Consider the following 25,636-nt stretch of genomic DNA (forward strand, 5'->3'; position numbering starts at 1 on the left):
ATTCCAACGATACCCATGAGACCGGGGAGTTCCGGCGGTGCGGGGATCGGAACGTCGAACAGGCCGAAGAAGGCACCCGTCGCCGCACCCGTCAGGAGTCCCAGCAGGATGAGTTCGTAATTCATATCGATACACGGGCCGGGACGAACGGGAAGCCTTTGATACGGACCGCCTCAGTGCCGACGCGACTGTGACCCGTCCTGCGGTCGCATCGAGCCGTCGACCGTCGTCCCGTCCCCGATATTTCGACGATCGTCGACGCGTAGATTTATTATCGTCGAAAAGAAGAGTGTCCGGTATGCAGTCGGAGATGGATTCGACGCCGAACGTATCGCTACCGGCGGACCTCGAGTCCCCACGTGCGAAACTCGTCTATCTGTACGTCGCGGTCAGTGCTGGCACGACACTCGACCAGCTCCGCGACGATCTCGGTGTCAGAAAAGGAACCGCGCTCTCGATCACCAGCACACTTCGCGAGCGAGGCTATCTCGAGCGAACGGAGGCGGGATTCGAACTCGCCTGATACGGATTGCTGTACCGATTTCCCGACACAACCGCGACCCGGGCAGCGGTCGCGCCGGCAATAACGTACAGGAAACCGTATGAGGACGCTTTGACTCCTACAGTTCGATCCGTTCGACCAACTGTTCGTGGTTCTCGTTGGTGTTGACCGCGACGATCCGGATGTGGTCCTCGAGACCCGATCCCTTCAGTTTCGCCTTGAGCAGGTTGTCGACCTGGTAGACGCCGGCGGCGTTGGTCATGGCGATCTCGACCATGACGGGGACGCTCTGGCCTTCCTGAAGCGAGACGCGACTGATCGCCTGACTCGAGAGCGTATTGATACCCCGACCACCGTGTTCGTAGGGGATCCGCGAGCGGCCACTCTCCATGTCCAGGGCGTCGGCCACGCGGATAACGCCCGCTTCGGTCGTCAGCGGCGTTTCGGCCGTGTGATGACAGAGGATTGCGTGCAGAATTTCACCTTTCATCCGGACCGTCTCGGCGAGATCGTAAAACTCCGGAAGAACGCGATCGAGAATGTCGGCGGCCAGCGGGATCGAGTAGTAGACGTGCTCGTCGCGGTGGACGACGTGGCCGACGTCGTGTAACGTCGCCGCCAGCGCGATGATGACCGATTCGTCTTCTTCCGCCAGCCCCTGCTGGCGTGCGCCGTTGAAATCGACGTCGCCGGCCTTGAGCAGATCGTAGAGACAGAGTGCGCGGTTGCGGACGATCTCGATGTGTTTCTCCCCGTGGTCGTTGTACTGCATCCGGTCGACAGCGTTGACGTTCTGGGCCTCGAGATAGGTCTGGATCTCCTCGTCCTCGGTGATGAACTCGAGGACGCGGTTTAGTTTCTCGTCGGGGAACTGATGATCGGCGTCAGGACGGTAGATACGACGAGAGTCCTCGTCAGTAGAATCGCTCATACCGGAGCATCGCCTGCGTCATAAAAAAGCCCTGCGGCGATGGGGGCAGTCGGCGGTAGTTCGCGGTGACTGATACGGATTGCTGTACCGATTTCCCGGCGTAACCGCCGCCCGGGTCGCGGTTACGCCGGCAATGACGTACAGTAAACCGTATGACTGCTGTCCGGCAGTCTGACCGACGTCCTCGGGTGTTTCGATCGGACGTGGACCGCGTTGGCTGGCAGTGTTAGGCAGCGTCCTCGACGGCGGCCTCGACGTCGTCGTAGTCGGGTTCGACGCCGGGATCGTCGCTGACCCACTCGTAGGTAATTTCGCCGTCGTCGTCGACGACGAACACCGAGCGCTTGGCGACGCCGTAGACGCCGAGATCGTCGAAGTCCATCTCGATGCCGTAATCGTCGATGATCTCCTCGTTGAGGTCGCTGATGAGACCGAACTCGAGTTCGTTCTGTGCGCGGAACTCGTTGAGCGTAAACGGCGAGTCCCGACTGACGCCGTAGACGCTGGCGTCTACGTCGTCGAAGGCGGCCAGTCGATCCTGGAACTCGCACATCTCGGTCGTACAGACGCTGGTAAAGGCACCGGGGAAGAACGCGAGGACGATCGGTGCCTCGTCCTCGAGGCGGTCAGAGAGCGTAAACTCCTCGATGTCGCCGTTTGCAAGCGGTGCGGTAAAATCAGGTGCTTCGTCTCCAGTTTCGGGCATCACCCGACGTTTGACGGTATGCCGGAAAGACAGTTTCGTTCGCGGAACGGATCGCTGGAGTCTGCCGATTCGACTCGCCGTCGCTGGTGGTCGTCTTCCTCGAGTGGAGCCTTATACTCGAGTAGATAGGCTTTACAATAACTAACTCAGAAGCGTATTTAGGTCAATAGTCCGTCTCAAGCGGACTTTCGCCGATACTTGCTCTACTAAGTGGTCCAAAAAGGTTATAATTGCCAGTGGCCAAGCAATGGATAGAGATGGTAGCCGACATCGCACCGCTGTTCATCCCCGGCGCACCCGGGGGTCCGGAACTACTGATCATCCTTTTCATCGCCATCCTGCTGTTCGGGGCGAACAAGATCCCGAAGCTGGCCCGTTCGACCGGCGAGGCCATGGGCGAGTTCCAGAAGGGGCGTGAAAAGGTCGAAACGGAGCTCGAGGAGATGCGCGAGGGCGGCTTCGAAGAAGACGACTTCGACGAGGACGACGACGAATTCGTCGACACCGAGCCTGTCACCCAGGACGACGAGTCCGAAACGGAAACCGAAACCGAAACCAACTAACGGGTTTTTCTCGAGGGGCGTGTGGCCTAGCGGAGAGGGCAGAAGGTTCCTAACCTTCTGATCGCGGGTTCAAATCCCGTCACGCCCGCTTACCGGCGAACGACAGTGAGCCGTGTAAGCGGGATTGACAGATTCGAACGAGACCGAGGTTCTGCGAACGCAGTGAGCAGGTTCTCGGACGTGGTTCGGATCCCGCCACGCCCGCCCGTTCGGTCCGATCGCTCGACTCGAGCGAGTTCGATTTCGAACCCGACCTCGAGATGGCCAGATCAGTCCTACTGTCGAGGATCCACGGCTATTCTCATGACCGGCGTCGACCGGTCGGATACGACCCCTGAATAGTTAGAAAAACAGAATGTGGTGCTACATTATAAGTAATATCGGGATGCAAGTAGGGGTGATCAACGGGAGTGACAATATAGTGTTCAAATCCGTAAATTTACCACAAAGTGTTTTGAGAAAATCATCTCAGCGCGCTGTACGGCAGATTATCAGATGTGGTAATGTGCGGATGAACTTTTTGAAGGGTGAGGGATTCGGTGATATCAATGGCTATTGACGAGGCCGATCAGTCGGGTGCCGGGGATTTTTCTGAGGGTGAGGCATCCGACCCTGCATCGGTGGACGATCGGGGGCACGAATCGGACGCCGATTCGGACTCGAGAAGCGAGGTCCGCGTCGGCGAGTACACGTGGGAAACGTTCATGGAGGAGTACGGATACGGCGACGAGATTTCGACGCTGTATCCCGACGAACCCATCGAGAAAACGGGTGACGATCAACTCGGTCTCGACACCGACGAGGAGCCAGAACACACGGTTCCGACCGGCGACGACTGGGAGCAGGTCGAGTTCGATCCCGAGTCCTATCTGGGCTATCATCCCGACGATATCGCGACGACGGTCATCCCGACCGCCGGCGACAACGCCGAGGAGCTGTGGGAGGTCTTCCGTGAGTACGCTGACCCGGAGACGACACCCGTTACCAAAGACGTCTGGACCTGGGAACACTACAAGTGGGAGTACTACTACGAGGACGACGGCTCCCGACCGCGCGACAGCGACGGGGAGGTCATCCACCACGACGAGGAAGAAGCGCTCGGATTCGACCCGGAGACGATCGAACAGCGACTGTTCGACGCCGATCAGGCCGCGACGGAACTGGACGAACTCGTCGAGGAGCGAACCGTCAACGTCCAGGACGACATCGACGAAGACGAGTTCTTCTCGACGGCGGCGGGCAACACCACCGTCTCGAATCGGTACGATCTCGAGAAGGCCGTCCCGATGGACAAGAAGACCCACTTTCGCGAGGTCGAGCGCTACTGGGTGAACAAACCCTACGCCTACGTCGTCATCTTCCACTCCGAGAAGGAAAACGAGAAGAAATACTATCTGGTCGAGCCGTACTTAAACGAGATCGAGACGGAACTCCAGGAGTTCCTCTCCGGGAAGCTGCGAACGGCGATCAAGTACTCCGAAGACGGGATCAAGGAGAAGGCCTCCGAGGACGGTCGCCGGACGGTCATCGAGGACGAGACGCGCCAACTCCTGAAGCGATACGACCTCTTCGAGAAGACCTCGGGGAGTACGACGGAAGGCATCCTCGAGACGGTCAGGAACCTACTCGACGACGAGGACGACGCCGTAGACGACGCGAATTCAGGTCCGGCCCCGCTCGAGGGGATCTCCGTCCGACCCGAGCCGGCGATCCTCGCGGACGATCCGGACACGCTAACCGAGTACCAGGTCGAGAAGCTGTTGTACCTGCTCAAGCGAAATTTCATCGGCTACGAGCGGATCGACGGCATCAAACACGACATCAACGTCGAGGACATCTCCTGTGACGGGTACAACTCGCCGGTGTTCGTCTACCACTCCGAGTACGAACAGATCATCACGAACGTCTACCACGGCGAGGACGAACTCGACGACTTCGTGGTCAAACTCGCCCAGCGCTCGGGGAAGGGGATCAGCAAGCGACTGCCGCAGGTCGACGCGACCCTCCCCGACGGCTCGCGTGCCCAGTTGACCCTCGGAAAGGAGGTCTCCGACCACGGGACGAACTACACCATCCGTCAGTTCAAAGACGTCCCCTTTACACCGATCGACCTCATCAACTGGAACACCTTCTCGCTCGACGAAATGGCGTTTCTCTGGCTCTGTATCGAGAACCACAAGAGCCTGATCTTCGCCGGCGGTACCGCATCGGGGAAGACGACGTCGCTGAACGCCGTCTCGCTGTTTATCCCCAGCAGCGCGAAGATCGTCTCCATCGAGGACACCCGCGAGGTCGAACTTCCACAGCGAAACTGGATCGCAAGCGTCACCCGTCCCTCCTTCGCCGACGACGAACAGGGCGACGTCGACGAGTTCGATCTGCTGGAAGCCGCACTGCGCCAGCGCCCTGATTACATCGTAATGGGCGAGATCCGCGGTGAGGAGGGCCGGACGCTGTTCCAGGTCATGTCGACGGGCCACACCACGTATACTACGTTCCACGCCGACTCCGTCGACGAGGTCCTCAAGCGGTTCACGACGGACCCGATCAACGTCTCGAAGACGATGTTCACCGCGCTGGATCTGGTCTCGATTCAGACCCAGACCCGCGTCCAGGGACGGAAGGTCCGCCGGAACAAATCGCTGACCGAGATCAACCACTACGAGGCCGAACACGACGAGATAAACGTTCAGGACGTCTACCAGTGGCAGGCCGAGACCGACGAGTTCCTCAAGATGGGGGACTCGAACACCTTAGAGGAGATCAAGTTCGACCGTGGCTGGAGCACGGAAAAACTCGAAGAAGAGTTGTTCAAACGTGAGGTTATCCTCGCCTACCTCATCAAGAACGAACTGAACACGTACGCGGAGGTCGCGGCGACGGTTCAGGCCTTTATCAACGATCCGGATACGATCCTTACGCTGATCGCAAACGGCCAACTCGAGGACAGCCTCGAGGACCTCCGGGAGATGGAGAGCGTCCTTATCGACGTCGACCAGGAGAAAGAGGAACTCGTTCCGCGGCCGGAGGCGACGACCGAGACCTACAACACCTCGATGGACATCCTCGAGCGAGCCGAGGAGTCACTGTTCGAGGAGTATCGCGGTCGGGTGCCGAGTGGACTCGCAAGCGCACTCGGTGACGTCGAGGAGGCAGAGTCGGTCGAGACCGATCGCGGAGAAACCGAGACGTTCGATTTCGGTGGCGATGTTAGTGACGACGAGTGGGAGTTCGGCGACAGTACGGACGGCTTCGGCGTCGATACGGACGACGACGAACCGGCGTGGTTACGCGACGACACCGGCTTCGATGTCGGCAGTGCCGATACCGACGGTGCCACGGGGCACGCAGCCAACGGAGACGACACGACGGATGCCAAAGCGGAACCGGCTGCGGACGTCGCGACCGCAGACGAGGTCGGCGGTCCACCGGCTCCGACGTCGGACGAGGAGTCAGAGACGCCACAGCTGGCCGAACCTGATCCGGACGCGGCGACGACCGAGACGGACGCGGAAACGCCAGCAGCCCAAGAAGGAGACAGCGATGCGGAGACGACGGTCGTGCCGTCGGACGAGCCCGACGAAGCGAAGCTGGGGGGACTGTTCGACGACATGAGCGAGACGATCGACGAACTCGACGACGGCAGCGAATCGAAGGGTTCGGAGATGGACGCAGCGTCGACGGCCACGACCACACCGGACACCTCCGGATTCGACTCGATGTTTCCGGACGACGACCTCGAGTCGATCTTCGACCCCGACGGTGCCGACGACGCTGCCGCGGATTTCAGCGACGACTTCGAGCCGGCGACCGAGAGCACCGGGACCGTTTCGGCAGGCGAGCAGCCGAGTTCGGAGACGACTGCCACCGAAACCGACGAGACGGAGCCACGGTCGATCTTCGATGACGACTCGTCGTCAGTCTTCGACGACGAGCCTGGCGATGACGACGCCGACGGATCGCTGTTCGGCGACGAATCGAACCAGGCCGAAACTGACGACTCGATCTTCGAGCGATCCGACGAGGACGAACAGGCCGACGACCGTGACGCTACCGACGAGGAGACCAACGGATGAGTCTACAGACCGACAGCAGCGGTGGTGGAGGTTCCGGGGGCCTCTCGAGTGGCGGCTCGGACGTCCTCGGCGAGACGTTCTATCCGCTGTACGACCGGCTGTTCAGCGAGGACAGCGAGTTCGTCGGCGACGTCGAGACGAAACTCGCACAAGCCCGAATGACCGAGACGGTCGAACTCTACCTCTCGCGGGCGCTTGGGATCGGATTTATCAGTGGGCTCGTGCTGTGGTTGCTCGGGCTCGCCCTCGGCTATGGACTGTTCGCGACCGGGCTCATACAGGTCGAAGAACTCATCGGCTTCCCCGTCAGCAGCCAGACGGTCCTCGAGCTCATCGAAACGCTTCGAGTGCCGGCGCTGGTCTTCGTCACCGGACTCGTCTTCGGTTCGATCGGCTTCGCGATCGGCTTCGGCTCGCTGGTGGCGATTCCCTACTCGCGGGCCTCGGCGCGCAAACGCGAGATCAACATGCTGCTGACCGACTCGGTTTCTTTCATGTACGCGCTGTCGGTCGGTGGACTGAACCAACTCGAAATCATCGAGGCGATGGCCGAGGCCGACGACACCTACGGCGAGGTCGCAAAGGAGTTCCAGAGCATCGTCAAAGAGACCGAGTACTTCGACGTCGACTACCGAACGGCGATCCGGAAACAGGCACTCGAGACGCCAAGCGACGAGCTCTCGCAGTTCCTGACGGACATGCTGTCGATCGTCAACAGCGGCGGTGACATGGAGAGCTTCCTCGAGGACAAGAAAGAAAAGCACATGCGCACCGCAAAGCAGGAACAGGAACTCACCCTCGAAACTCTCGAACTGTTCGGCGAGATGTACATGACGCTGTCGCTGTTCCCGCTGTTGTTGATCATCATCATGGTCGTGATGCAGATGATCCCGCAGGCGGAGGTGACGAACATGATGCTGTACATGACCGTCTACGCGCTGATTCCGTTGATCGGGATCGGCTTCCTTATCATGGTCTCGACGGTCAAACACGACGAGCCGGGTGACGGCTACCTCTCGATGGGAGCCGACGACGACCGCATCGAAACCCAGCGCGACCAGGGACTGCTCGATCTGGGCCTCGTCGAGACGTTCACGGGCGAACACAGCGTCTTCGATCGGATCAAGAACCGCGAGGGGACCTACGAGACGATGGAAGTGCTCCGAAAGCCCCACGTCTTCTTCCGGGACAACCCGCTGTATACCCTCGCGCTGACGGTCCCCGCGTCGCTGGTGATCGTCACCACGGCGATGATGAACGGCTCGGTCCCGACCTCCTGGGACGGACTCCTCGAGAACGCCATCTGGGGGACGTTCGTCTACGTCTACGTCCCGCTGTACGTCATCGCGATCCCGCTTGCGGTCTTCCGCGAGTGGAACGTCCGCCACCGCACGGCCGTCGTCAGCCAACTCTCCGAGGACCTGCGTAAACTCTCGAGTTCGAACGACACCGGATTAACCTTACTCGAGTCGCTCAAAGCCGTCTCCGATACGACCAGCGGGAAACTCGCCCGCGAGTTCGAGGTGATGCACACGAAAGTCAACTACGGGACGAGTCTGAAGGAGGCGCTGATCGAGTTCAACAACAAGTACCACATCCCGCGGCTGGCCCGGACGACCCGGCTGATCACCGAGGCCCAGGAGGCCTCGAACCAGATTTCGGACGTCCTTCGGACGGCCGCCCGCGCAAGCGAGAACCACGACGATATCGAACGCGAGCGCAAGTCCCGCACCCGGATGCAGGTCGTGATCATCATCATGACGTTCATGACCGTCCTCGCGGTGATCGCGATCCTCAAAACACAGTTCATCGATACGATGGCCGGACTCGAGGCCGGCGCCAGCGAGACCGACGCGGGCGGTGCCGGTGGTGGTGAACTCGCCGAGGCCGACTTGAGCGACAACATCCAGGTCGATATGCTCTCGGTGTTGTTCTTCCACGCGGTGACGATGCAGGCGATCCTCTCGGGGATTATCTGTGGCTACATCCGCGATGCGGACGTACTGAGCGGGCTGAAATACGCGATCGCTCTGGCGACGATCGCACTCGTCGGCTGGACACTGGTGGCATAACATGACTCGCAAACACAACCGACCTCGAACCGAAACGGAGCAGAATCGGCGCCCGCGGACAGTGTCGGTCTCGCTGCGTGATCGCGGCCAGACGACTCAGGATTTCGCCGTCGGGATCGGCGTGTTCATCCTGGCTGTCGCGTTCGTCTTCTCGTTCCTGCCGACGATCCTGACACCGTTCGATTCGTCGGTCAGCGGCGGAGAGACGGCACAGGCAGACCGTATCGCGGATCGGGTCGTCGACGATCTGTCCGCGTCGACGGACGATCCAAACGAGATCGACGTCGAGGAGTTCGAAAGCTACGGCGACGGTGACCTGGCGACCAAGGTCGGCCTTCGGAGCACCGATCGAGTGAACGTCCGACTCGAGCCACTCGACGGAACGAGCGAGGAGATCGATGAGTACACGTCCGTCGACGGCAGTGACGACTACGACGGGCAGTCAGCAGCCAGCGCCGCACGACTCGTCGTGCTCGCCGATGACGATGGTCCGGACTACTGTACCGATGAGGGCTTTGAAACCTGCCGACTCGTCGTGAGGGTCTGGTGAGACGATGCGCGAGCAACGACAACCACGGACGGACCGCGGCCAGGCTTACACCCTCGAGGGGTTCGTCTCGGCGATGATCGTCCTGCTGGCGGTCCTGTTTGCGATGCAGGCGGTCGTCATCACGCCGACGACCGGCGGGCTGGCGGATCGAACGACACAAGCCCAGGTAGAACAAGAGGGCCAAGACGCGCTGGTAATCAGTGCGACGGCGGAGGACGGCGATCTGTCGGAACTCGTCCGCTACTGGGACGAGGAGGAGGGTGAGTTCTATAATGCGAGTGAGAGCCACGGCGACTTCTACTACGACGCGTCGAACGACACGGAGTTCTACGACAATTTCGTCCTCGGAGAGACCCTCTCAGACCGGTTCACCGAGCGCGGGTTGAGCTACAACGTCGAACTCGTCTATCAGGACGACAGCGGCGAGTTCGACTCCGAGTACCTCGTCTATCAGGGTGAATCCGAGGCCGTGACGGCGAGTTACATGGTGACTCTATACGAGTCAGACACCGTGACAGCACCCAACGGCGACGAGGGGGAGGAACAGACGCTTCGACAGGCCCACTGTGATGAAGATGAAAATAACGAGCATTGCTATCCGATCCCACCAGCGACCGACGACACCAGCGAGATCTACAACGTCGTGGAGGTGCGTATCGCAGTATGGTAACCGATAGGACTCGAGGTCGACGCTCCGACGACCGGTCGGCCGACGATCGACCTGACAGAGGCCAGGTCATCCTCATCGGTGCGATCGCACTCGCGTTCATCATCCTCGGCGTCGTCGTCGTCTTCAACGGCGTCGTCTACACCGAGACGCTGTCCTCAGGTGAGACGGGACAGAGTGCGAGCAGCGCGGAGACGACCGAACTCGAGGTCAGACAGGGGATCGCCTGTTTGCTCGACGGGGAAACCGGAGATGACGATCTCGAAGAGACGTATACTGGACTGTATCAGAATGCGACGGCACATTCCCAGCCAGCAGCGGTCGACATCGAGGTCGAGGGTAGCGACCGAGTCACGATCACGTACGATACCACCGACCTCAGCTACGAACGAACGGTAGAGATCAGTGCCGAGTGTACAGAGACTGATGAGAGCGATGAGGGCAACGAGAGCAATGAGGGTGATGGGGGCGACGAGAGCGATGAGGGTGACACTAAAGAGATGACTATCAATACATTTGAAATTACGCCTGAAGATAATGGCGACCATTCTGTGGAATGGGATATTAGCGGCGACGAGATATCGACCGCAACTCTCACTATTACCTACACACCGCATCAAGGGAACGACGATACAGAATCACAGTCAATAGATATAACTGAAGACCATTCTGGAGACCATACATTCAGCTTAAATCCGAATGACGACGTGCAAATCGTCGAAATAGTTGTCACAGATGAAAATGGGCGTACAGAGTCTGATGAGTGGCCAGAAGAGTAGAACAATAGAATAATGCTACACAAAGATACGAGAGCCGATTCCGATCGCGGCCTCTCGGTCGCACTCACACACGTCCTGACGATCGGGATCACGACGATCCTCATCGCGATGCTGTTGGTGTCCGGCAGCGCGATGCTGGATTCGGAGACCGAACGGTCGACACAGACCGCCCTCGAGACCGTCGGCGAGCGACTCGCAGGCGAGATCGACAACGTCGATCGGATCGCAGACGAGGACGGAGACGACGAAACGGTAACGCTCGTCGCGGAGCATCCACAAACGGTCGCGAACTCGGGGTACACTGTCGAGTTACAACCGGAGAGTGACTGCGACGGTCCCCTGATCGACGAGTCGAGTCCGTGTCTCGAGCTCTCGGCTCACGACACGGACGTGACGGTGTACGTTCCAGTGAGAATCGATGCGGACGTTTCCGACGATCAGAATCCGGTGAGCGGTGGGACGATCGAAATCGAGTATATCGATGACGGGGATGACGGAACGATCGAACTCACGGAGGCGGACCGATGATCGACCGCCGAACTACATCGAAAGCGGGTACAGAGAGCACTGACCGCGGCGTCTCCGAAGTCGTCGCCTTCGTCCTCGTCTTCGGGATCATTCTCGGTTCGGTCGGCCTGCTGTACGTGACCGGGATCGGCGGGATGGCCGATTACCAGGAGACCGAACAGCAGGTCAACGCCGAGCGAGCGATGGTGTCGCTGACGGACAACTTCAACGACGTCATCCGGGACAATGGCGTCAATCAGCGTTACGGCGAGCTCGCCCTGCGAGAAGGGCAGATCACGACCGGTGACGACGGCACCGAGATCAGAGTGTCGGTCGATGGCGATCCGATCGCCGAGAACGAATCGTTCGAACAGTATCACGGCGACGACGAGTACCTCGACCTCGGGGAGTTCACCTATCGACACGAAGGGAGGACGATCGCGTACGAAGGTGGCGGCCTCGTTCGAGGAGACGAGTCCGGCGACTGGAGTTCCGTACTCAGACAGCCACAGCTGACGTGTAACGACGATCACGGGACGGCGGTCGTGTCGCTCGTTCAGGTCAACGCCGACGATCGAGCCGTCCAGAGCGGGGGCGGACTCGGGGTGACGATGTCCGTCGAAAACCGGAGCAGCATGGTGTATTCGAACGCCGAAGAGGTTTCGATAACTGTCGACGAGGATACCGAGTACGACGATGCCTGGGAGACGATACTCGATAGCGATGACGAAGTCGGCTGGAGCTGGGACGAGAACACGGACACGGGAACGTGTGATGGGGGAGATGACGACGACCTCGAGCGTGTCGTCGTCACGATCGTCGAGGTCGACGTCGAGTACTGATACTGCCGGACAGCATGATCCACCGATTTATTGACTGCTGTCTGTCAGTATGACCATCGCTACGTCGACTCCCAGTCGCCGGTAAGCATCGCTCGGAGTCCGGCTCGAGCTGCAAGCGCCTCGAGGCGGTCGGCACGCGTCTCGACGTCGCCGGCGGTCTCGAGGTAGAGGCCGTTCGAGAGCTGGTGTGGCGCAGTCATCGACGTCCCGTCGGGGTGGGTCGGCGACTCGTTTAGGACGGCTCGAGTGTCGGTGTCGTCTGGGTGCCACGGAACCCGTACCCCTGAGAGACCGCGCTCGAAGAGGTACTCGGCGGCGCCGACGAGTGCCCGACTGGAGGTCGAGTGGCCGATCGCGCCGATCGAACCGCGATCGTTGAAAAAGCGAACGACGTACTCCCCGTTGTCGGTCTCCCCGTCGGTCTCGTCGGCGTCCGCTGGTGACTCACTCGAGCGGGTGGGGTCGTCGCTGTCGACGTCCGTCGAGGTCGCCGTCTCGTCGTCCGGCGATCGTCGTGTGTCGGCGTTCTCGTTCTCGGACTCGGTAACGGTGGAGTCGGGAGTGCCGGGCTCGGGTCGTTCCGTGTTTCGGTCACGTCTCGATCGACGATCGTCGTCCGAAACCGTCGTTTCGGAGAACTCGATGGAGACGTCGGCCTCGGGAGCGGCCTCGAGTTCCATGGTCGATTGCTCTCTCTCCGCAGCGAAGGACGCGACGAGTCGCTCGAGGAAGCGGTCGGCCGCGGATTCAAACTCCGTGCGGTAGGCGTCGCCCCCACCTGTCGCGGCCGTCAGTTCTGTGACGATCGCCTCGAGGAGGCGTTCGCGTTCGATGGCGAGCTGGCGGGCGACGAACGGGCGGGCGTGGCGCGCGAGTTGCTGGCCGATGGTCTCGCGGGTGTAGTGGGAGATAGCCGACTCGTGGTCGGGGAGTTCGGGAAGCCGGCAGGCCAGTCGATCGACGTCGGTCGTCCCGGCGAGCAACAACACGTCGCGTCCGTCGGTGTAGATCGCTCGGTCGACGCCCGTCCAGGCCATCGTCTCGAGGAGGGCGATGGCGCGGTCTTTCGTCAGTGAGTCACCGTAGCGTTCGACGGCGACGAACAGCGCGGGGACGTCGTCGATCGTACAGACGTACTCGAGGGCAGTGTCGTCGACGGTCCGGTCGGTCAGACACGACTCGGCGTGGACGTCCCAGCCCAGCGTCTCGAGAAAGGGGTCGACGAGCCAGGCCCGTGTCTCCCGGATCGTCGTCGGCAGCGAGGAGTCGACGAGCGCTTGCGAGCGCTCGACGAACGCGTCGAGGTCGAACGTACTCATCGCTGAACAGTATTCGGAGCAAGCGTATGTAAGCTGTTGTGCGTCGCAGTGACCGGGTATTAGCGGTTCCGGTCCGATTTCGACCGCCGTCCCGTCAGACTCGCGGTTTCTACTGTCTCCCGGCGGTAGATTCGAAGCCGAGAATCGAGGACGGTAAACGCGGACTTGAGAGACGGTGGGATCGTCTCGGCCTTTCCGATGACGAGATATCCCTGTCGGCGAAGCGAACCGGCGATCGTCCGCAGCATCGAGCGCTTGTACTCGTTGTCGATGTAGATAAACAGGTTGCGGCAGATGACGAGGTCGAAGCCGGTCTTGGGCTCGTCGTTGATCAGGTCGTGGCGTTCGAATGTAACGTTTCGTTTGACATCGTCGCCGATCCGGTAGACCCGCCCGTCGCGGTCGACGTAGTCGGTGTAGTCCTCGAGGAAGCCGAGCTGGTCGTCGAGATTGACCGTGCGTGATGCCTCGTAGACGCCGCTGCGTGCCGTCTCGAGTGCGGGCTCGCTGATGTCGGTTCCGAGGATCCGTATCGACGACTCGTCGATCTCGGGGTCGTCGTGGGAGAGCATCGACACCGAGTACGGTTCGCGCCCGTCGGCACACGCAGCACTCCAGACGCGGACGGTGTCGTTGGCCCCACTGAGTCGCCTGAGCACCTCGCGGATCCCTTCCCAGACGTCGGGATTGCGAAAGAAGCCCGTCACGTTGATACTCATCGCCTCGAGCAACGCCTCCTGTTCGTCGGAATCGGACCGGAGCGTCTCGAGGTACGCCGCATACGTGTCGTTCTGTGTCCGACGCATACGCGAGGAGACGCGTCGGTCGAGATAGCTATCGTTGTAGTGACTCGTTGCGAAGGCGAGTTCGTCCTCGACGAAGGCAAGCAACTCGTCGAACGCGTCGGTCACAGTTCCGTCACTCCGTTGTCGGCGCTTTCGTCGGCCGTCTTGACGACGAGCCGTCCCGATCCGGGTGTGAACTCGACGGTACGGCCGTACTCGCCGCCGACATCTTCAGCAACCAGCGGAACGCCGAGTTTCTCGAGTTCGGCTCTGGCGGCGGCGATGTTGCGCTGGCCGATGCCGTCGCCGAAGCTTTCGAACTCGAACATATCGCTCCCGCCGGCGATCTTCGCCTCGACACTGGTGTAGCTGGCTCCTTGCTCGACCATCCGTCGTAACAGGGCCCGGATCGCAGTGTCGGCGTACTTGCCGGGCTTGCGGTCGCTGTTGTCGGCAGCGTCGCCGTCGGGGAGCATGGCGTGGGCCAGCCCTCCGATGGCACTGTCGGGGTCGTAGAGGGCGATCGCGAGACACGAGCCCAGGCCGTAGGATTTGAGGGTGTCGTCGCCGTCGCTGACGACCAGTTCGGAGATTCCGACCTGGACCGACGTCGGCGCGCCCGGTTCGGTTCCGTACGTCTTCATGTGTTGGTGACGTCTTGAAATTCGGCGGTCGTTGGCGTCCCTTCGATTCGGTCGACGTCGAGGTCGTTGAGCGCACGCTCGAGATCGTCTTCGTCGGGAATGGCGTAGATTTCGCAGTCGAACTCCTGTCCATCGGCGACGACGACGGTATCGAAGACGAACGCGAACTCCTGGGTTTCCCCGAGCTGGATGATCACGGGATCGACGGCTGCGGTCCCCATGTCGTGGACGAACTCCGGCGGCGAGTGGTCGATCGTCGTATCGAGGACGTTGGCCCACCCGTCCAGAAATCCGCTGGCCATGATGTTGCCCAGCTCCGTGATTGCACTCGTTTCCATCTCGCCGAAGCCGTCTCCGTCCCCGTCGACGTCCATAGGGACCATCGCGTCGGCGATCTCGTGGGCCGAGTCCTCGTCGAACAAAAAGAGGAGATACCCGCTTGGCAGCCCGTCGAACTCGAAGGCGACGCCGACGAGTTTCTCGTCGGCGACCTGTTCGGGGATGGCCTCGAGCGAGACGAAGTTTAGCCGGCGGATCTCGACACTGGTGTCGATGCCGGTCATCGTCGTCGCCGCCTGTGCAACCTCCTCGGCGCCGCGTTCGGCCATGCGGTCGAAGCCGTCGAGTTTGTCGTACTCGATCCCGCCGCTGGTTCGCAGGCGATCGAGCAGTGACGCCATCGAGTCACGGCGGGGGAACAGATAGTGGCTGAAGCCGACTTCCGTATCGACGGTCTCGATCCGGCTCTGGAAGAGCAAGGCGAGGTCGTCGTCGTCGGGCGCCGCCTCGATGTCGGCGAAAAACGGTTGTGCCGTCTCACCTTGGACGAACTCCGGCGTCGAGACGTCGATCACCGTCTCGAGGACGTCGGCCCAGCCGTCGATGAAGCCGCTGTTCATGATGTGTCCGACCTCGGTCGCGGCACTTCTGGCCATCTCGTCGAACTCGCCGTCGTCGGTCTCGGCGCCGGCGTCGATCTCGTCGGAGTCCCCACGCAGAGTCTCGACGATTCGAAGCGCACTCTCGCGTTCGAAGACGATCATCGAGTAGCCCTCGATAGCCCCGGACAGTTGTACGCGAACGGCGACGGTCTCGGTCGCGTCTTCGAAGTCCCGCTGGATCTCCTGGCCGCGCATGAAATTGAGTTTGGTGACGCCGACTTGCGTTTCGACGTCGGTCATGTGGGTCAACCGACCGGCGGCCAGCCCGGCGCCCTCTCGAGCCATCCGGTAGAACGTTCCGAGTGCGTTGACGTCGAGTTTCATGTTTGCTCGAGTTCGATGTCGTTGACCATCCCGACGAACTCCGCCAAGTCGGGGAACGCATAGATTTCGGCTTCGATCTGGTAGCTCGGGACGGTCAGATCCGAGTCGAAAAACAGCGCGAGGTCGTCGCCGCCGAGTCCGGCCGTCCGGGAGACGACGTCCTCGGCCTGGGCGTAGACGAGTTGCGGCGCTGCGGTGTCGATCGCCCGCTCGAGGACGTCGGCCCAGCCGTCGATGAAGCCACTGGCCATCATGTTGCCCATCTCCTCGACGGCACTGCGGGCCATCTTGCCCGAGACGTCGCTCATATCGTCGACGACGTCGCGAAGCATGATCGCGGTGATCTTCTTCGCACTCGCCTCGGGGAAGAGCACGAGGATGTGCCCGTGGGGTGGATCGAGAAGCCGAACGCGAACGCCGACGCGTTTGCCGGGATCGAGCTGTGACTCGATGTCGTCGACGTCGATGAAGTTCGTCTTCGTCACCTCCATTCGAGTGTCTTCGCCGGTCAGTTTGCTCATGTTGTCGGCGACGCCGTTCGTCCCGACCTTCGCCATCTCGTTGATGAAGCTCAGCTTTCGAATATCGACCTGTAGCGTCATAGATTCCTCCGTAGCTGTGAATGTTCGATCGTTGTCATAGTGTCGTCACATCGAGAATGTTGACTACCTTCCCCCGACCGCGGACCGTTGCACCGCTGAGTCCCGGAACGCCGCTCATGAAGCCCTCGAACGGTTTGACGACGACCTCCTGCTGGCCGTGGACGTGGTCACAGTAGAGCGCGATCGGACGGACATCGTCTCGAATCTGGACGAGCATGCCGTCGTCGTCGCCTGCCTTCGGCGTCTCGAGTTCCTCGTCCAGACGAACGACCGCGTCGTCGGCTGCCTCGGACGCGTCGACGGATTCGATGTCCTGGACGGCCTTCGTCGGCACGCCGAACTCCTCGCCGCCACACTCGACGAACAGAACGTCGTCGATCGCGACGGAGACCGGCACGCTCATCGTCACGGACGTTCCCTCGCCAACGTCGCTGTCGATCGAAACCGTACCGTCGAGGTCTTCGATCGTTCGTTTGACGACGTCCATCCCGACGCCGCGGCCGCTGACGTCGGTCACTTCGTCGGCCGTCGAGAGACCGGGATGGAAGATGAGGTCGTAAACCTCCTCGTCCGATAGCTCGGCCGCCTCGGCGTCGGCGAGAACGTCTGCCTCGACGGCCTCGGATCTGAGTCGGTCGGGGTCGAGACCACTCCCGTCGTCCTCGACGGTGATCGTCACGCGGTCGCGCTCGCGTTCGGCCCGAAACTCGACCGTTCCCTCACGGGGCTTGTCCGCCTTCTCCCTCGTTTCGGGCGGTTCGATGCCGTGATCGACGGCGTTTCGAACCAGGTGAATCAGCGGATCACCGATCCGATCGAGGATGCTGCGGTCGAGTTCGACGTCTTCGCCGATCATCTCGAAGGCGACCGCTTTGTCCTGTTCCCGTGCAATATCGCGGACGATACGGGGCAGACGGTTCGTCACCGTCTCGAGGGGCACGAGGCGGATGTCCATCACCGTCTCCTGAAGTTCGGACGTCAGTTCTCCCAGATCGTCGAGTTCCGTCTCGAGCGCGTCGGTCTCGGCACCGTCGGTCTCGGTGACTGCGTGCCGGAGGCGAACGCGGGACGTGACCAGCCCCTCGACGAGGGTCAACAGTGAATCGACCTGTTCGACGTCGACCCGCACCGACTGGATCTCGTCGCTCCCCTGGTCGTCGGTCGATCGGTCGACCGTCTCCGGAATCGTCAGCGCCGGGCTCTCGAGGGTCGGTTCGTCGACCCGCGTGACGACTTCGTCCCCGTCGCCGTCGGCCTCGGCGTCGGTGCCGATAGCCTCGTCATCGAACGCGGACGGTTCCGTACTCGAGGCTGTGGTCGGAGAGGACTCGATATCGAAGCCGTCGTCGGCCAAGGCATCGTCGGCGTCGTCGTCATCGAACGGATCGTCGAACGCGTCCGCATCGAACGTCGCCTCCTCCATTCCATCGTCGCCAAACTCGTCGACAGTGACCTCGTCGGCATCGAACTCGTCGACGCTGACCTCGTCGGCATCGAACTCGTCGGCACCGGCCTCGTCGTCGAACTCGTCGACGAACGACTCTTCGGGCTCGACAGCAGTGTCGTCGAACGTATCGTCGGACGCCGCGAGTTCGGCGTTTCCGAACTCCTCGTCCGCGAAGTCGTCGGTATCGGCATCGTCGAACGCGTCGTCGACCGAGTTCGTGGTGACCGACGCGTCGTCCGATTCGTCGGTCGGCTCGTCGGCGATCGTATCGTCGTCGGCCCTCGATCCAACCTCCTCTTCGAACGACGGCGCGGGATCGGTCTCGACGGTCTGGTCCGGCGATTCCTCGGCCGCCGTCCCGTCGTCGGCATCTTCGGTGTCGTCCTCGACGGATTCTTCGGCATCGAAGGCGACGACGTCGTCGGCCGGATCGGACTCGGTCTCCGACGGGAGTTCCTCGTCGGTCGACTCGAGGGAGACGTCCGACTCGAGATCGTCTGCCGCGTCACCGTCTCCGAGATCGTCTGCCGCGTCGGCAGCGAAAGCGACCTCCGACTCACGTTCGTCCGCCGCGAGTTCGTCCGACACGTCGGGATCGGCGTCGCCCTCGAGATCCGCCGGGTCGGAGGCCGTCTCGTCTTCGGGGGCGATCGAATCGGTGTCCTCGGCGTCGATCGGCTCGGCCTCGGCCTGCGTTCCGTCAGCGTCGTGCCGCGTCCCGTCAGCGTCGTCCGGCTCGTCCTCGAGGAACGAATCGTCGTCGGCGGCGTCGCCGATGAGTTCGTCCATCCCGACCTCGTCGTCGTCGAACTCGTCGAACTCGAGTTCGTCGAGTTCGTCCTGAAGTTCGTCGAAGCCGACCATCTCGACCTCGTCTTTGAGTTCGTTGAAGACGGCGTTGGCGTCCTCGACGTCCTCCTCGGTGTCGGCCGCCTGTTCGGGATCGCCGGCCGTCGCCGTCGCTTCGTCGTCGCCCCCGTCGTCGTCGCCCCCGTCGTCGACGTCCTCGAGTGAGTCGACGGCCGGTTCACCCGGCTCGACGTCCGTCTCCAGTTCGTCGTCGTCGAAGAGGTCGTCGAACGAGCCCGCATCACCCATCTCCTCGAAGGGCTCGAGTTCGTCGTCGTCGACGTCCTCGACCATCGCGTCCAGGTCGTCGAACTCGTCGAACTCGTCTAACAGCTCGTCGACCTCGAGATCTGCGGCGTCCGCACTCGAGAGATCGTCAGTGTCCGATTCAGCCGTCTCGTCTCCCGTCTCGGAACGCGCTTCGAATCGATCGGAGACGGTGACGAGTTCGAAATCGCGGACCTCCTCGACCGGCTCGAGGCCGGAGGTGATCGCGGCGTCGCCGACCGCGCTACCGAAGACGGCATCGAACTGGTCGCCGTAGTCGCCGGCCTCGATCTCGTCCCGTGGAGGATCGGTCCCGATCAGATCGAACGCGTCGATCAAAGCGTCGACCACGAGCTTCCCGGTGTTGACACCGTCGCGGTCGGCGACCGCGAGACGCACCAGATACGCCTCGTGGTCGTCGTCGGCCGGCGGATCGAACCGCTCGAGGATGGCGTCGATCTCGTCGGTCGACGGCGGGGAGACCGTGGCTGGCACGTCCCCGGTTCCGTCCTCGAGATGCTCGCGAAGTGCCTCGATCGTCGCCGAGGGATCGGTGTCGACCTCACCGTCGGCTGCGACCTCATCGACCATCGCCTCGAGTTCGTCGACGGCATCGAAGATGACGTCCATCAGTTCGGGCGTCACCTCGAGGTCGCCGCCGCGAACGGCGTCGAGAAGGTCCTCGATCGCGTGTGCGAGGTCACTCGCCGACTCGAATCCCATCGCTCCACAGTTCCCCTTGAGCGTGTGTGCGACGCGGAAGATCTCCTCCATCGCCTCGTCGTCGGTCGGATCACGCTCTAGGGTGAGCAACGCGTTGTTCAGTTCCGTAATTCGTTCCTCGCTCTCCTGAACGAAGTCGGTTAGATACTCAGTCATCGGTCTCACCGTCCGTATCGAACGCGTCGACGATCGCCTCGACGAGGCCCGTTGCGGGTGCGACGACGTCGACACAGCCCGTTTCTATCGCCTGACAGGGGATGCCAAAGACAGGGCTCGTCGCCTCGTCCTGTGCGATGGTGTGTCCGCCCGCGGCGCTGATTGCCTCGATACCGGCCGCACCGTCGCGGCCCATACCGGTCAGTACGACGCCACAGAGCGGTCCGTCGACCTGCTCGGCGGCCGTCTCCATCGTCACGTCGATCGCCGGCCGAACGCCGTGGATCCGATCGCTGTCGTCGAGTCGAACGCGGAGCCGGCCACCGTCGTCGTCGTCGACCGCGAGGTGGCTATCTCCCGGCGCAACGACCGCCTCGCCAGGGACAACCGACTCGCCGTCGGTCGCCTCCCGGACGTCGTACTCGCTTCGCGCGTCGAGACGCTTTGCGAACCGATCCGTAAACTCCGCGGGCATGTGTTGGACGACGAGAACCGTCGCATCGAGGCCGATTGGGAGCCGTTCGAACAGTTCCTCGACGATCTTCGGACCGCCGGTCGAGGCCCCGATGACGACGGTCGGTGCGATCGCATCCTCGCTTTCGAGTTCGATATCGCCGAGATCGAACTCGGCTGCTGGACGAGCGCCGGCGTGGTCGGCCGTCTCGTCGATCTCGAGGTCGATCCCGACATCGGAACCGGAGCCACCCTGGCGCGTCCGCGTCCCCCCGGGCCCTCCCGAGCCGACCGCCGGTTCGGGCCCGGTTTCGCCACCGGCGACTGCTCGATCCGTGACGTCGCTTGTGGTCGTTCGGGTCGCATGCACCGACGCAGCCGCACGGGCGAGGGCGATCGACGAGGAGTTGGCGTCCGCGAGTTCGTCGACCTTCTCGACAACCTCGTTGCTCAGGTCGGCGACGGTCCGTGAATCCGAGCCGTCGGGTTTGTGGAGAAAATCGACGGCGCCACGCTCTAAGGCATCGAGCGTGGCCTCCGCTCCGTCTTCGGTGTGGACGCTCAACATGAGAATCAACGCCGGATTCGTCGCCATGATGCGCTCGACGGCGTCGATACCGCCGAGTTCGGGCATCTCGACGTCCATCGTGACGACGTCGGGATCGTACGTCGTGGCGGCTTCGATCGCTTCCGTGCCGTTCGTGGCCGTCTCGACGTCGTAATCGGCCTCGCTGAGTGCGTTGCCGATGACTGTCCGCATAAACTGCGAGTCGTCGACAACGAGTACTCGCGTCATGCCGCAGCGACGTCGGACAGGGCCTTTCTGACGCTGGGTTCCTCGAACGGTTTGGTTACGTAGCCGTCCGCACCAGCCTTCACGGCGAGTTTCATCTTCTCACGCTGTCCGACGCTCGTACACATGATGACCTGCGCGTCCGGGTCGATCTTCTTGATCGCCGCGGTTGCCTTGATCCCGTTTGCTTTCGGCATCACGATGTCCATCATGACGATATCGGGGTCGTGTTCTTTGTACAGTTTGACTGCTTCGGCGCCGTTGGACGCCTCTCCGACGATGCGGTAATCCTGTTCCAAAATCTGGCGCAGTAAATTCCGCATAAAATGAGAGTCGTCCACGATGAGCACCCCTGTCGACATTCAGTAGTACACCACCCGCTGATAGCAATACGACTACCATAAATGCTGTCTCCCGATTATCAGTTTTGATAAATGACAGGTGCGAGCGGAGATCCAGTTTCCCTGACGGCTTCCGGACCGGCGGATGAAGCGAACCGAGACGGTTTACGATAGAGGGTTACACACGCTGTTCTTGCGGTCCCGAGGCGAGGAGGAGCTTCCCGACGTCCAGCAGCGGCGTTCCCTCGACGACGACCTCTCGAGGCTCGTCACCGGCGTCCGATTCGTCGAACGCGCCCAGTTCGTCCGTACCGGACGTCGGCGCGTCCGTCTCCGTCTCGAGGGCGAGCGACACGTCGTCGTCGGGGCGGTGCTCCTGTTCGCGTTCGATGAGCGCGTCGACGAGTGGGTGGGTAAGCGCGTCCCCGGAGAGACGTCGCTCCTCGACGCTCGAGTCGTCGAGTACGTCGCTTACGGGGATCGCCTCGACGCCGATGACGTCGTCGACACGGAGCGCAACGGACTGCTCGTCGGTCGGTCGATCCAGCACCAGCAGCCGTTCGCGGCGACGATCCTCGCTCGAGTCGATGCTCGGGAAGTGGACACAGGGATCGACGACGGCGATGACCTCACCGCGTAAGTCCATCATCCCCTCGATCGCGTCCGGCGTCCGGGGCACGCGTGTCACCGCCTCGGGGACTTCCGCGAGCGTCCGGACGTCTTCGACGTGGACTGCAAAGCGGTCGTCGCCGAGTCGGAAGAAGACGAACCGCTCACGTTCTTCCTGTTCGTCTTCGTCGTCAGCCGCCCGGCGCTCGCGGTCGTCGGCGTCATCGATGTCGATGCCGAGAAGTTTCTCGGAGAGATCCGGAGCCATGTTCCTGGTCGAGTATCACATTCCAACACTAAAACGTTGACTCCGCAGCGACCGCCTGCGGGCTCGAGCCGGCGTCACCGTCGTTGTACATTCACAAAACTTATTTTATCGTGACTGGATCCCGAATCGATATGGAATCGGCCGCGAGCGGCGATGGAGGCGAGCGAGCGACCGTACTGACGTTCTCACTCGAGGAGCGACGGTACTGCGTTCGTGTCGATTCGGTCGCTTCCGTTCTCGGAGTCTCGAGCGACGAGTCCGTCGCGTCGGCGGCCGATCCGTGGAACGCGGGTACCGTCTCGATCGCCGGCGGCCGCGTCCGTGTCGTCGATCTCGCGCGTGCGTTCAACTCGGCGGACCGAACGACGGCACGGGTCGACGATCCGAAGCTGCTCGTGTTCAGGCTGACGGCTCCCGACGGCGCCTACTACGGCTGGCTCGTCGACGCGGTCGATGTCACGCGGACGGTCCGAGAGAGCGATCTCGAGGCGACCCGAAGTAGCCGACTGGCCCACGTCAGGGGCCGGCTCGAGATCGACGGCGAGAGCGTCGTCTGGCTCGACGAGGGGGCGATACACGGTTGAGCGATGGAAAAGAGCGACCGGTCTCGCTTAGCGCATCCCGGGTGGCGGACCGTCGTTCGAGTCGTCGTCGATATCGACGTCCAGCCCGTGTTCTTCTCGTTTCTCCTGGAGGCGTTTGACCTGCCGGTAGTAGTAGGCGATTCCGACAGCGCCGATCAGAACGGCGCCACCGGCCAGACCGGCGAACAACGGCACGTCCCGGGTGAGGTAGTATCGGATTGAGATAGCGCTGTCGACGTCCTCCCAGTAGAGATGCTCCTGGTCGTCGACGATCTCGCGGTCGTAGCCGCTCGGACTGACGTCGCCGAACAGGATGTTCGTCGTCCGATGCTCTTCGGGAAGCGTCACCTCGTAGGAGCCCTCGGCGAACGCCTGTATGCTGAACGTGGTTCGACCGGCGTCACCGGAGAACGCGATCGTGCCGTTCCCATCGGGGACACGAACCTCGGTACTCGACTGTCCTTGCTCGATGTCGAGTTCCGACCCGGTCACTTCGGTCCCGTTAGGGTACCAGTAGCGGACGCTGTGGATGTCCATCGCTTCATCGGTGTAGATATTCGAACGGTACAGCGACAGCTCGTCCTGGTCGTCGAGATCGTAGACGGCGCGGAACTCGCCGCTGCTGATCAAGCTGCCGTCCTCGACGTCGATAGCGACGTCAGCGTCGCTGTCACGCAGATCACCGTACTCCTGTTCGCGGTCGAGCTCTTCATCGTCGATCCCGCCGAAGAACGCTGTACAGCCGGCCAGACCGACGAGCAGTCCGACAGCGATCACTGCGAGAACGAGTCGTCGATTCATATCAGGGAACGACACAGCGCAGTTCCGCCGGGAGGTACTCCCCGACGCTTGCGAGCAGGCCCGGTGGATCGGTGTCTTCGGTACAAACCACGCTCTGCTCTAAGAGCCCGAGGCGCTCGACGGTGACGTAATCCTGTGCGTGGCCGGCGCGGTTGAGCGTCGCCCGCACCTCCGCACGGGTCGCGCTGTTGACGTTGAGCCGTCCGTTACCACGCGTCCAGTCGTAGAGACGATCCTGCTCCGCGCCGGCGAGACGCGACGGCTCGTCGTCGGCTCGGTCACCGCCGTAGACGAACCGCAGCGGCAGATGCTGGACCAGCCCGTATCGCTCACGGATCTGTTCGGGCGAACCCGGCCCGAGACCGAGTTCGTCGGCCGGAATCCGGACCGGCTGGCCGGCGTCGAGGACGATCCCCTCCTCGTCCCACGAGTCGAACGTACCGACGTAGGTCTCGCCGGCCTCGAGGTCGGGGACGATCTCGCCGAACTCCTCGCGGAGAACGTTGCGTGCGACCGTCGCGTCGTCGCCCTCGATCGTTACCGAGGGGAAGTCGTCGTGGCGGACACCGACCTCATACTCGACTGCGAGTTCGCCGATCTCGTTGCCGACCAGCGACCGCAGCGAGTCGAGTGCCCGCTTGCGAGCATCACCGTCGACGTAGAGTTTGGTTGCGAGTACGACCATCAGGCCTCGATGTTCAGTTCTTCCTCGAGTGCCTCGAGGCGGTCGTCCATTGCGTTGACGAGCCGATCGTTGTCCATCGATTCCAGCGGCGAGCCGCATTCGGGACACTCGAACCCGAAGTCCATCGCTTCGCCGAACTCGAACCGAATGGAACAGATTTCACAGAGATAGAACTCGTGGTTGCGCTCGTACTCTCGGCGCTGCTCGAGTGCGTCGTGGAGTCGGTACATCTCCTCTTCTAGGTTCTCCGGAATGTTGTCGTACTCGAACGTCCAGAGATACGTCAGCCAGCCCGAATCCTCGTCGCGTAGCCGTCGATAGCTGGCCAGATCGTTCTCGTACAGGATAAACAGCGCGCGCCGCACGTCGTTCAACTCGAGATCCAGCTCTTCTGCGAGCTCCTCGTCGGTCACTTCCCCGTCCGGCGGCGCCGCCGCGACGGGCATCCCCTTGGGACCGACCAGCTCGTGTAAGTACTTCTGGATGACTGGATCTTCGAGCAGGTCCTCAAAAGCCATTACCTACGTGTAGTGGCATGGAGCCATTAAAGCTTGTCAACTACTCCGCGCCCGTCTCGATAGCGGACAGTCCGGATTTGTGAATCGCGACCCCTCGAGCGATCGACGACCCTAGTTCGACGTGTTGTCGCCACGGAACGCCTCCCAGCCGACGGCGAGGAACACGAGCACCAGCGCGAGACCGAGCCCGTAGAACAGTCCCATCGCGATCGCCTCGACGATCGTATGTCCCGTCGCCAGTAACACGACGACGGTCAGAAAGACGAGGACACCCCCGAGCATGTACCACTCGATTGCGGTCCGCGGTAGTGACGCACCCGAAGCCATACCGA

Annotated in this window: 26 protein-coding genes and 1 tRNA gene; 11 read left to right on the top strand and 16 right to left on the bottom strand. The window is 61.9% G+C overall.

Annotated features, from left to right (window positions below; genetic code table 11):
- Positions 1–125: DUF1427 family protein (locus tag RBH26_RS12855; RefSeq protein ID WP_306758869.1), on the bottom strand; the 125-nt coding region annotated here is incomplete at its 3' end.
- Positions 126–298: 173 nt separating this feature from the next.
- Between RBH26_RS12855 and RBH26_RS12860 the strand changes: the two genes are divergently transcribed.
- Positions 299–523, top strand: a complete 225-nt coding sequence (locus tag RBH26_RS12860; protein WP_306758732.1) for a MarR family transcriptional regulator — start codon at positions 299–301, stop codon at positions 521–523.
- A gap of 97 nt (positions 524–620) precedes the next feature.
- Here RBH26_RS12860 and RBH26_RS12865 read toward each other — a convergent pair whose 3' ends face one another.
- Together RBH26_RS12865 and RBH26_RS12870 are read right to left on the bottom strand one after the other, a co-directional pair.
- Positions 621–1,433 (bottom strand): HD domain-containing protein, encoded by an 813-nt coding sequence (locus RBH26_RS12865; protein WP_306758734.1) that lies wholly within the window; start codon positions 1,431–1,433, stop codon positions 621–623.
- 226 nt (positions 1,434–1,659) lie between these two features.
- Positions 1,660–2,139, bottom strand: coding sequence for a redoxin domain-containing protein (locus RBH26_RS12870; protein ID WP_306758735.1), 480 nt, complete (start codon positions 2,137–2,139; stop codon positions 1,660–1,662).
- A gap of 257 nt (positions 2,140–2,396) precedes the next feature.
- On the opposite strand from RBH26_RS12870, the gene RBH26_RS12875 reads away from it, so the two are divergent.
- From RBH26_RS12875 to RBH26_RS12915, 9 genes are all read left to right on the top strand, one after another.
- The gene (locus RBH26_RS12875) at positions 2,397–2,702 is read left to right on the top strand and encodes a twin-arginine translocase TatA/TatE family subunit (protein WP_306758737.1); all 306 of its coding nucleotides are present in this window, start codon (positions 2,397–2,399) and stop codon (positions 2,700–2,702) included.
- A gap of 15 nt (positions 2,703–2,717) precedes the next feature.
- Positions 2,718–2,790: transfer RNA gene (locus tag RBH26_RS12880), tRNA-Arg, on the top strand.
- A gap of 460 nt (positions 2,791–3,250) precedes the next feature.
- A complete protein-coding gene (locus tag RBH26_RS12885; protein WP_306758738.1) occupies positions 3,251–6,778 on the top strand; it encodes an ATPase, T2SS/T4P/T4SS family in 3,528 nt (1,175 codons plus the stop codon).
- Positions 6,775–8,850, top strand: a complete 2,076-nt coding sequence (locus RBH26_RS12890; protein WP_306758740.1) for a type II secretion system F family protein — start codon at positions 6,775–6,777, stop codon at positions 8,848–8,850. The genes RBH26_RS12885 and RBH26_RS12890 overlap by 4 nt, the downstream gene beginning before the upstream one ends.
- A gap of 1 nt (position 8,851) precedes the next feature.
- Entirely contained in the window at positions 8,852–9,400 is a 549-nt protein-coding gene (locus RBH26_RS12895; protein ID WP_306758741.1) for a hypothetical protein, read from the top strand.
- Positions 9,401–9,404: 4 nt separating this feature from the next.
- On the top strand, positions 9,405–10,070 hold the full coding sequence (locus RBH26_RS12900; RefSeq protein ID WP_306758742.1) for a hypothetical protein: 666 nt from the start codon (positions 9,405–9,407) through the stop codon (positions 10,068–10,070).
- The gene (locus tag RBH26_RS12905) at positions 10,064–10,846 is read left to right on the top strand and encodes a hypothetical protein (RefSeq protein ID WP_306758743.1); all 783 of its coding nucleotides are present in this window, start codon (positions 10,064–10,066) and stop codon (positions 10,844–10,846) included. Before RBH26_RS12900 ends, RBH26_RS12905 begins: the two co-directional genes overlap by 7 nt.
- A gap of 12 nt (positions 10,847–10,858) precedes the next feature.
- Entirely contained in the window at positions 10,859–11,374 is a 516-nt protein-coding gene (locus RBH26_RS12910; RefSeq protein ID WP_306758745.1) for a hypothetical protein, read from the top strand.
- Entirely contained in the window at positions 11,371–12,195 is an 825-nt protein-coding gene (locus RBH26_RS12915; RefSeq protein ID WP_306758746.1) for a hypothetical protein, read from the top strand. The genes RBH26_RS12910 and RBH26_RS12915 overlap by 4 nt, the downstream gene beginning before the upstream one ends.
- 59 nt (positions 12,196–12,254) lie before the next feature.
- Here the strand turns inward: RBH26_RS12915 and RBH26_RS12920 are convergent, their stop codons facing one another.
- The 9 genes from RBH26_RS12920 to RBH26_RS12960 all read right to left on the bottom strand — a co-directional run bounded on the left by RBH26_RS12920 (position 12,255) and on the right by RBH26_RS12960 (position 22,716).
- Positions 12,255–13,514, bottom strand: a complete 1,260-nt coding sequence (locus RBH26_RS12920) for a hypothetical protein (protein WP_306758747.1) — start codon at positions 13,512–13,514, stop codon at positions 12,255–12,257.
- Positions 13,515–13,573: 59 nt separating this feature from the next.
- A complete protein-coding gene (locus RBH26_RS12925) occupies positions 13,574–14,425 on the bottom strand; it encodes a protein-glutamate O-methyltransferase CheR (RefSeq protein WP_306758748.1) in 852 nt (283 codons plus the stop codon).
- On the bottom strand, positions 14,422–14,943 hold the full coding sequence (locus RBH26_RS12930; protein WP_306758749.1) for a chemotaxis protein CheD: 522 nt from the start codon (positions 14,941–14,943) through the stop codon (positions 14,422–14,424). The genes RBH26_RS12925 and RBH26_RS12930 overlap by 4 nt, the downstream gene beginning before the upstream one ends.
- Positions 14,940–16,208 carry a chemotaxis protein CheC gene (locus RBH26_RS12935; protein ID WP_306758750.1) on the bottom strand — a complete coding sequence of 423 codons (1,269 nt, stop codon included), beginning with the start codon at positions 16,206–16,208 and terminating at the stop codon, positions 14,940–14,942. The genes RBH26_RS12930 and RBH26_RS12935 overlap by 4 nt, the downstream gene beginning before the upstream one ends.
- Positions 16,205–16,810: a chemotaxis protein CheC gene (locus RBH26_RS12940; RefSeq protein WP_306758751.1), complete on the bottom strand. Its 606-nt coding sequence runs from the start codon at positions 16,808–16,810 to the stop codon at positions 16,205–16,207. Before RBH26_RS12940 ends, RBH26_RS12935 begins: the two co-directional genes overlap by 4 nt.
- A 34-nt stretch (positions 16,811–16,844) precedes the next feature.
- The gene (locus RBH26_RS12945) at positions 16,845–20,252 is read right to left on the bottom strand and encodes a chemotaxis protein CheA (RefSeq protein WP_306758752.1); all 3,408 of its coding nucleotides are present in this window, start codon (positions 20,250–20,252) and stop codon (positions 16,845–16,847) included.
- Positions 20,245–21,501: a chemotaxis-specific protein-glutamate methyltransferase CheB gene (gene cheB / locus RBH26_RS12950; RefSeq protein WP_306758753.1), complete on the bottom strand. Its 1,257-nt coding sequence runs from the start codon at positions 21,499–21,501 to the stop codon at positions 20,245–20,247. Before cheB ends, RBH26_RS12945 begins: the two co-directional genes overlap by 8 nt.
- Entirely contained in the window at positions 21,498–21,860 is a 363-nt protein-coding gene (gene cheY / locus RBH26_RS12955) for a chemotaxis protein CheY (protein WP_306758754.1), read from the bottom strand. The genes cheB and cheY overlap by 4 nt, the downstream gene beginning before the upstream one ends.
- 157 nt (positions 21,861–22,017) lie before the next feature.
- Positions 22,018–22,716: a chemotaxis protein CheW gene (locus tag RBH26_RS12960; protein ID WP_306758755.1), complete on the bottom strand. Its 699-nt coding sequence runs from the start codon at positions 22,714–22,716 to the stop codon at positions 22,018–22,020.
- Between the two features lie 131 nt (positions 22,717–22,847).
- Between RBH26_RS12960 and RBH26_RS12965 the strand changes: the two genes are divergently transcribed.
- Positions 22,848–23,300 carry a chemotaxis protein CheW gene (locus tag RBH26_RS12965; protein ID WP_306758756.1) on the top strand — a complete coding sequence of 151 codons (453 nt, stop codon included), beginning with the start codon at positions 22,848–22,850 and terminating at the stop codon, positions 23,298–23,300.
- A gap of 27 nt (positions 23,301–23,327) precedes the next feature.
- Here the strand turns inward: RBH26_RS12965 and RBH26_RS12970 are convergent, their stop codons facing one another.
- From RBH26_RS12970 to RBH26_RS12985, 4 genes are all read right to left on the bottom strand, one after another.
- A complete protein-coding gene (locus RBH26_RS12970; RefSeq protein WP_306758757.1) occupies positions 23,328–24,101 on the bottom strand; it encodes a DUF5803 family protein in 774 nt (257 codons plus the stop codon).
- A 1-nt stretch (position 24,102) separates the two neighbouring features.
- The gene (locus tag RBH26_RS12975) at positions 24,103–24,786 is read right to left on the bottom strand and encodes a DUF2110 family protein (RefSeq protein WP_306758758.1); all 684 of its coding nucleotides are present in this window, start codon (positions 24,784–24,786) and stop codon (positions 24,103–24,105) included.
- The gene (gene tfe / locus RBH26_RS12980; RefSeq protein WP_306758759.1) at positions 24,786–25,304 is read right to left on the bottom strand and encodes a transcription factor E; all 519 of its coding nucleotides are present in this window, start codon (positions 25,302–25,304) and stop codon (positions 24,786–24,788) included. The genes RBH26_RS12975 and tfe overlap by 1 nt, the downstream gene beginning before the upstream one ends.
- 111 nt (positions 25,305–25,415) lie before the next feature.
- A complete protein-coding gene (locus RBH26_RS12985) occupies positions 25,416–25,631 on the bottom strand; it encodes a hypothetical protein (RefSeq protein ID WP_306758760.1) in 216 nt (71 codons plus the stop codon).
- Between the last annotated feature and the right edge of the window lie 5 nt (positions 25,632–25,636).

This window comes from Natronolimnohabitans sp. A-GB9, from assembly GCF_030848565.1.
Lineage (GTDB): Archaea > Halobacteriota > Halobacteria > Halobacteriales > Natrialbaceae > Natronolimnohabitans.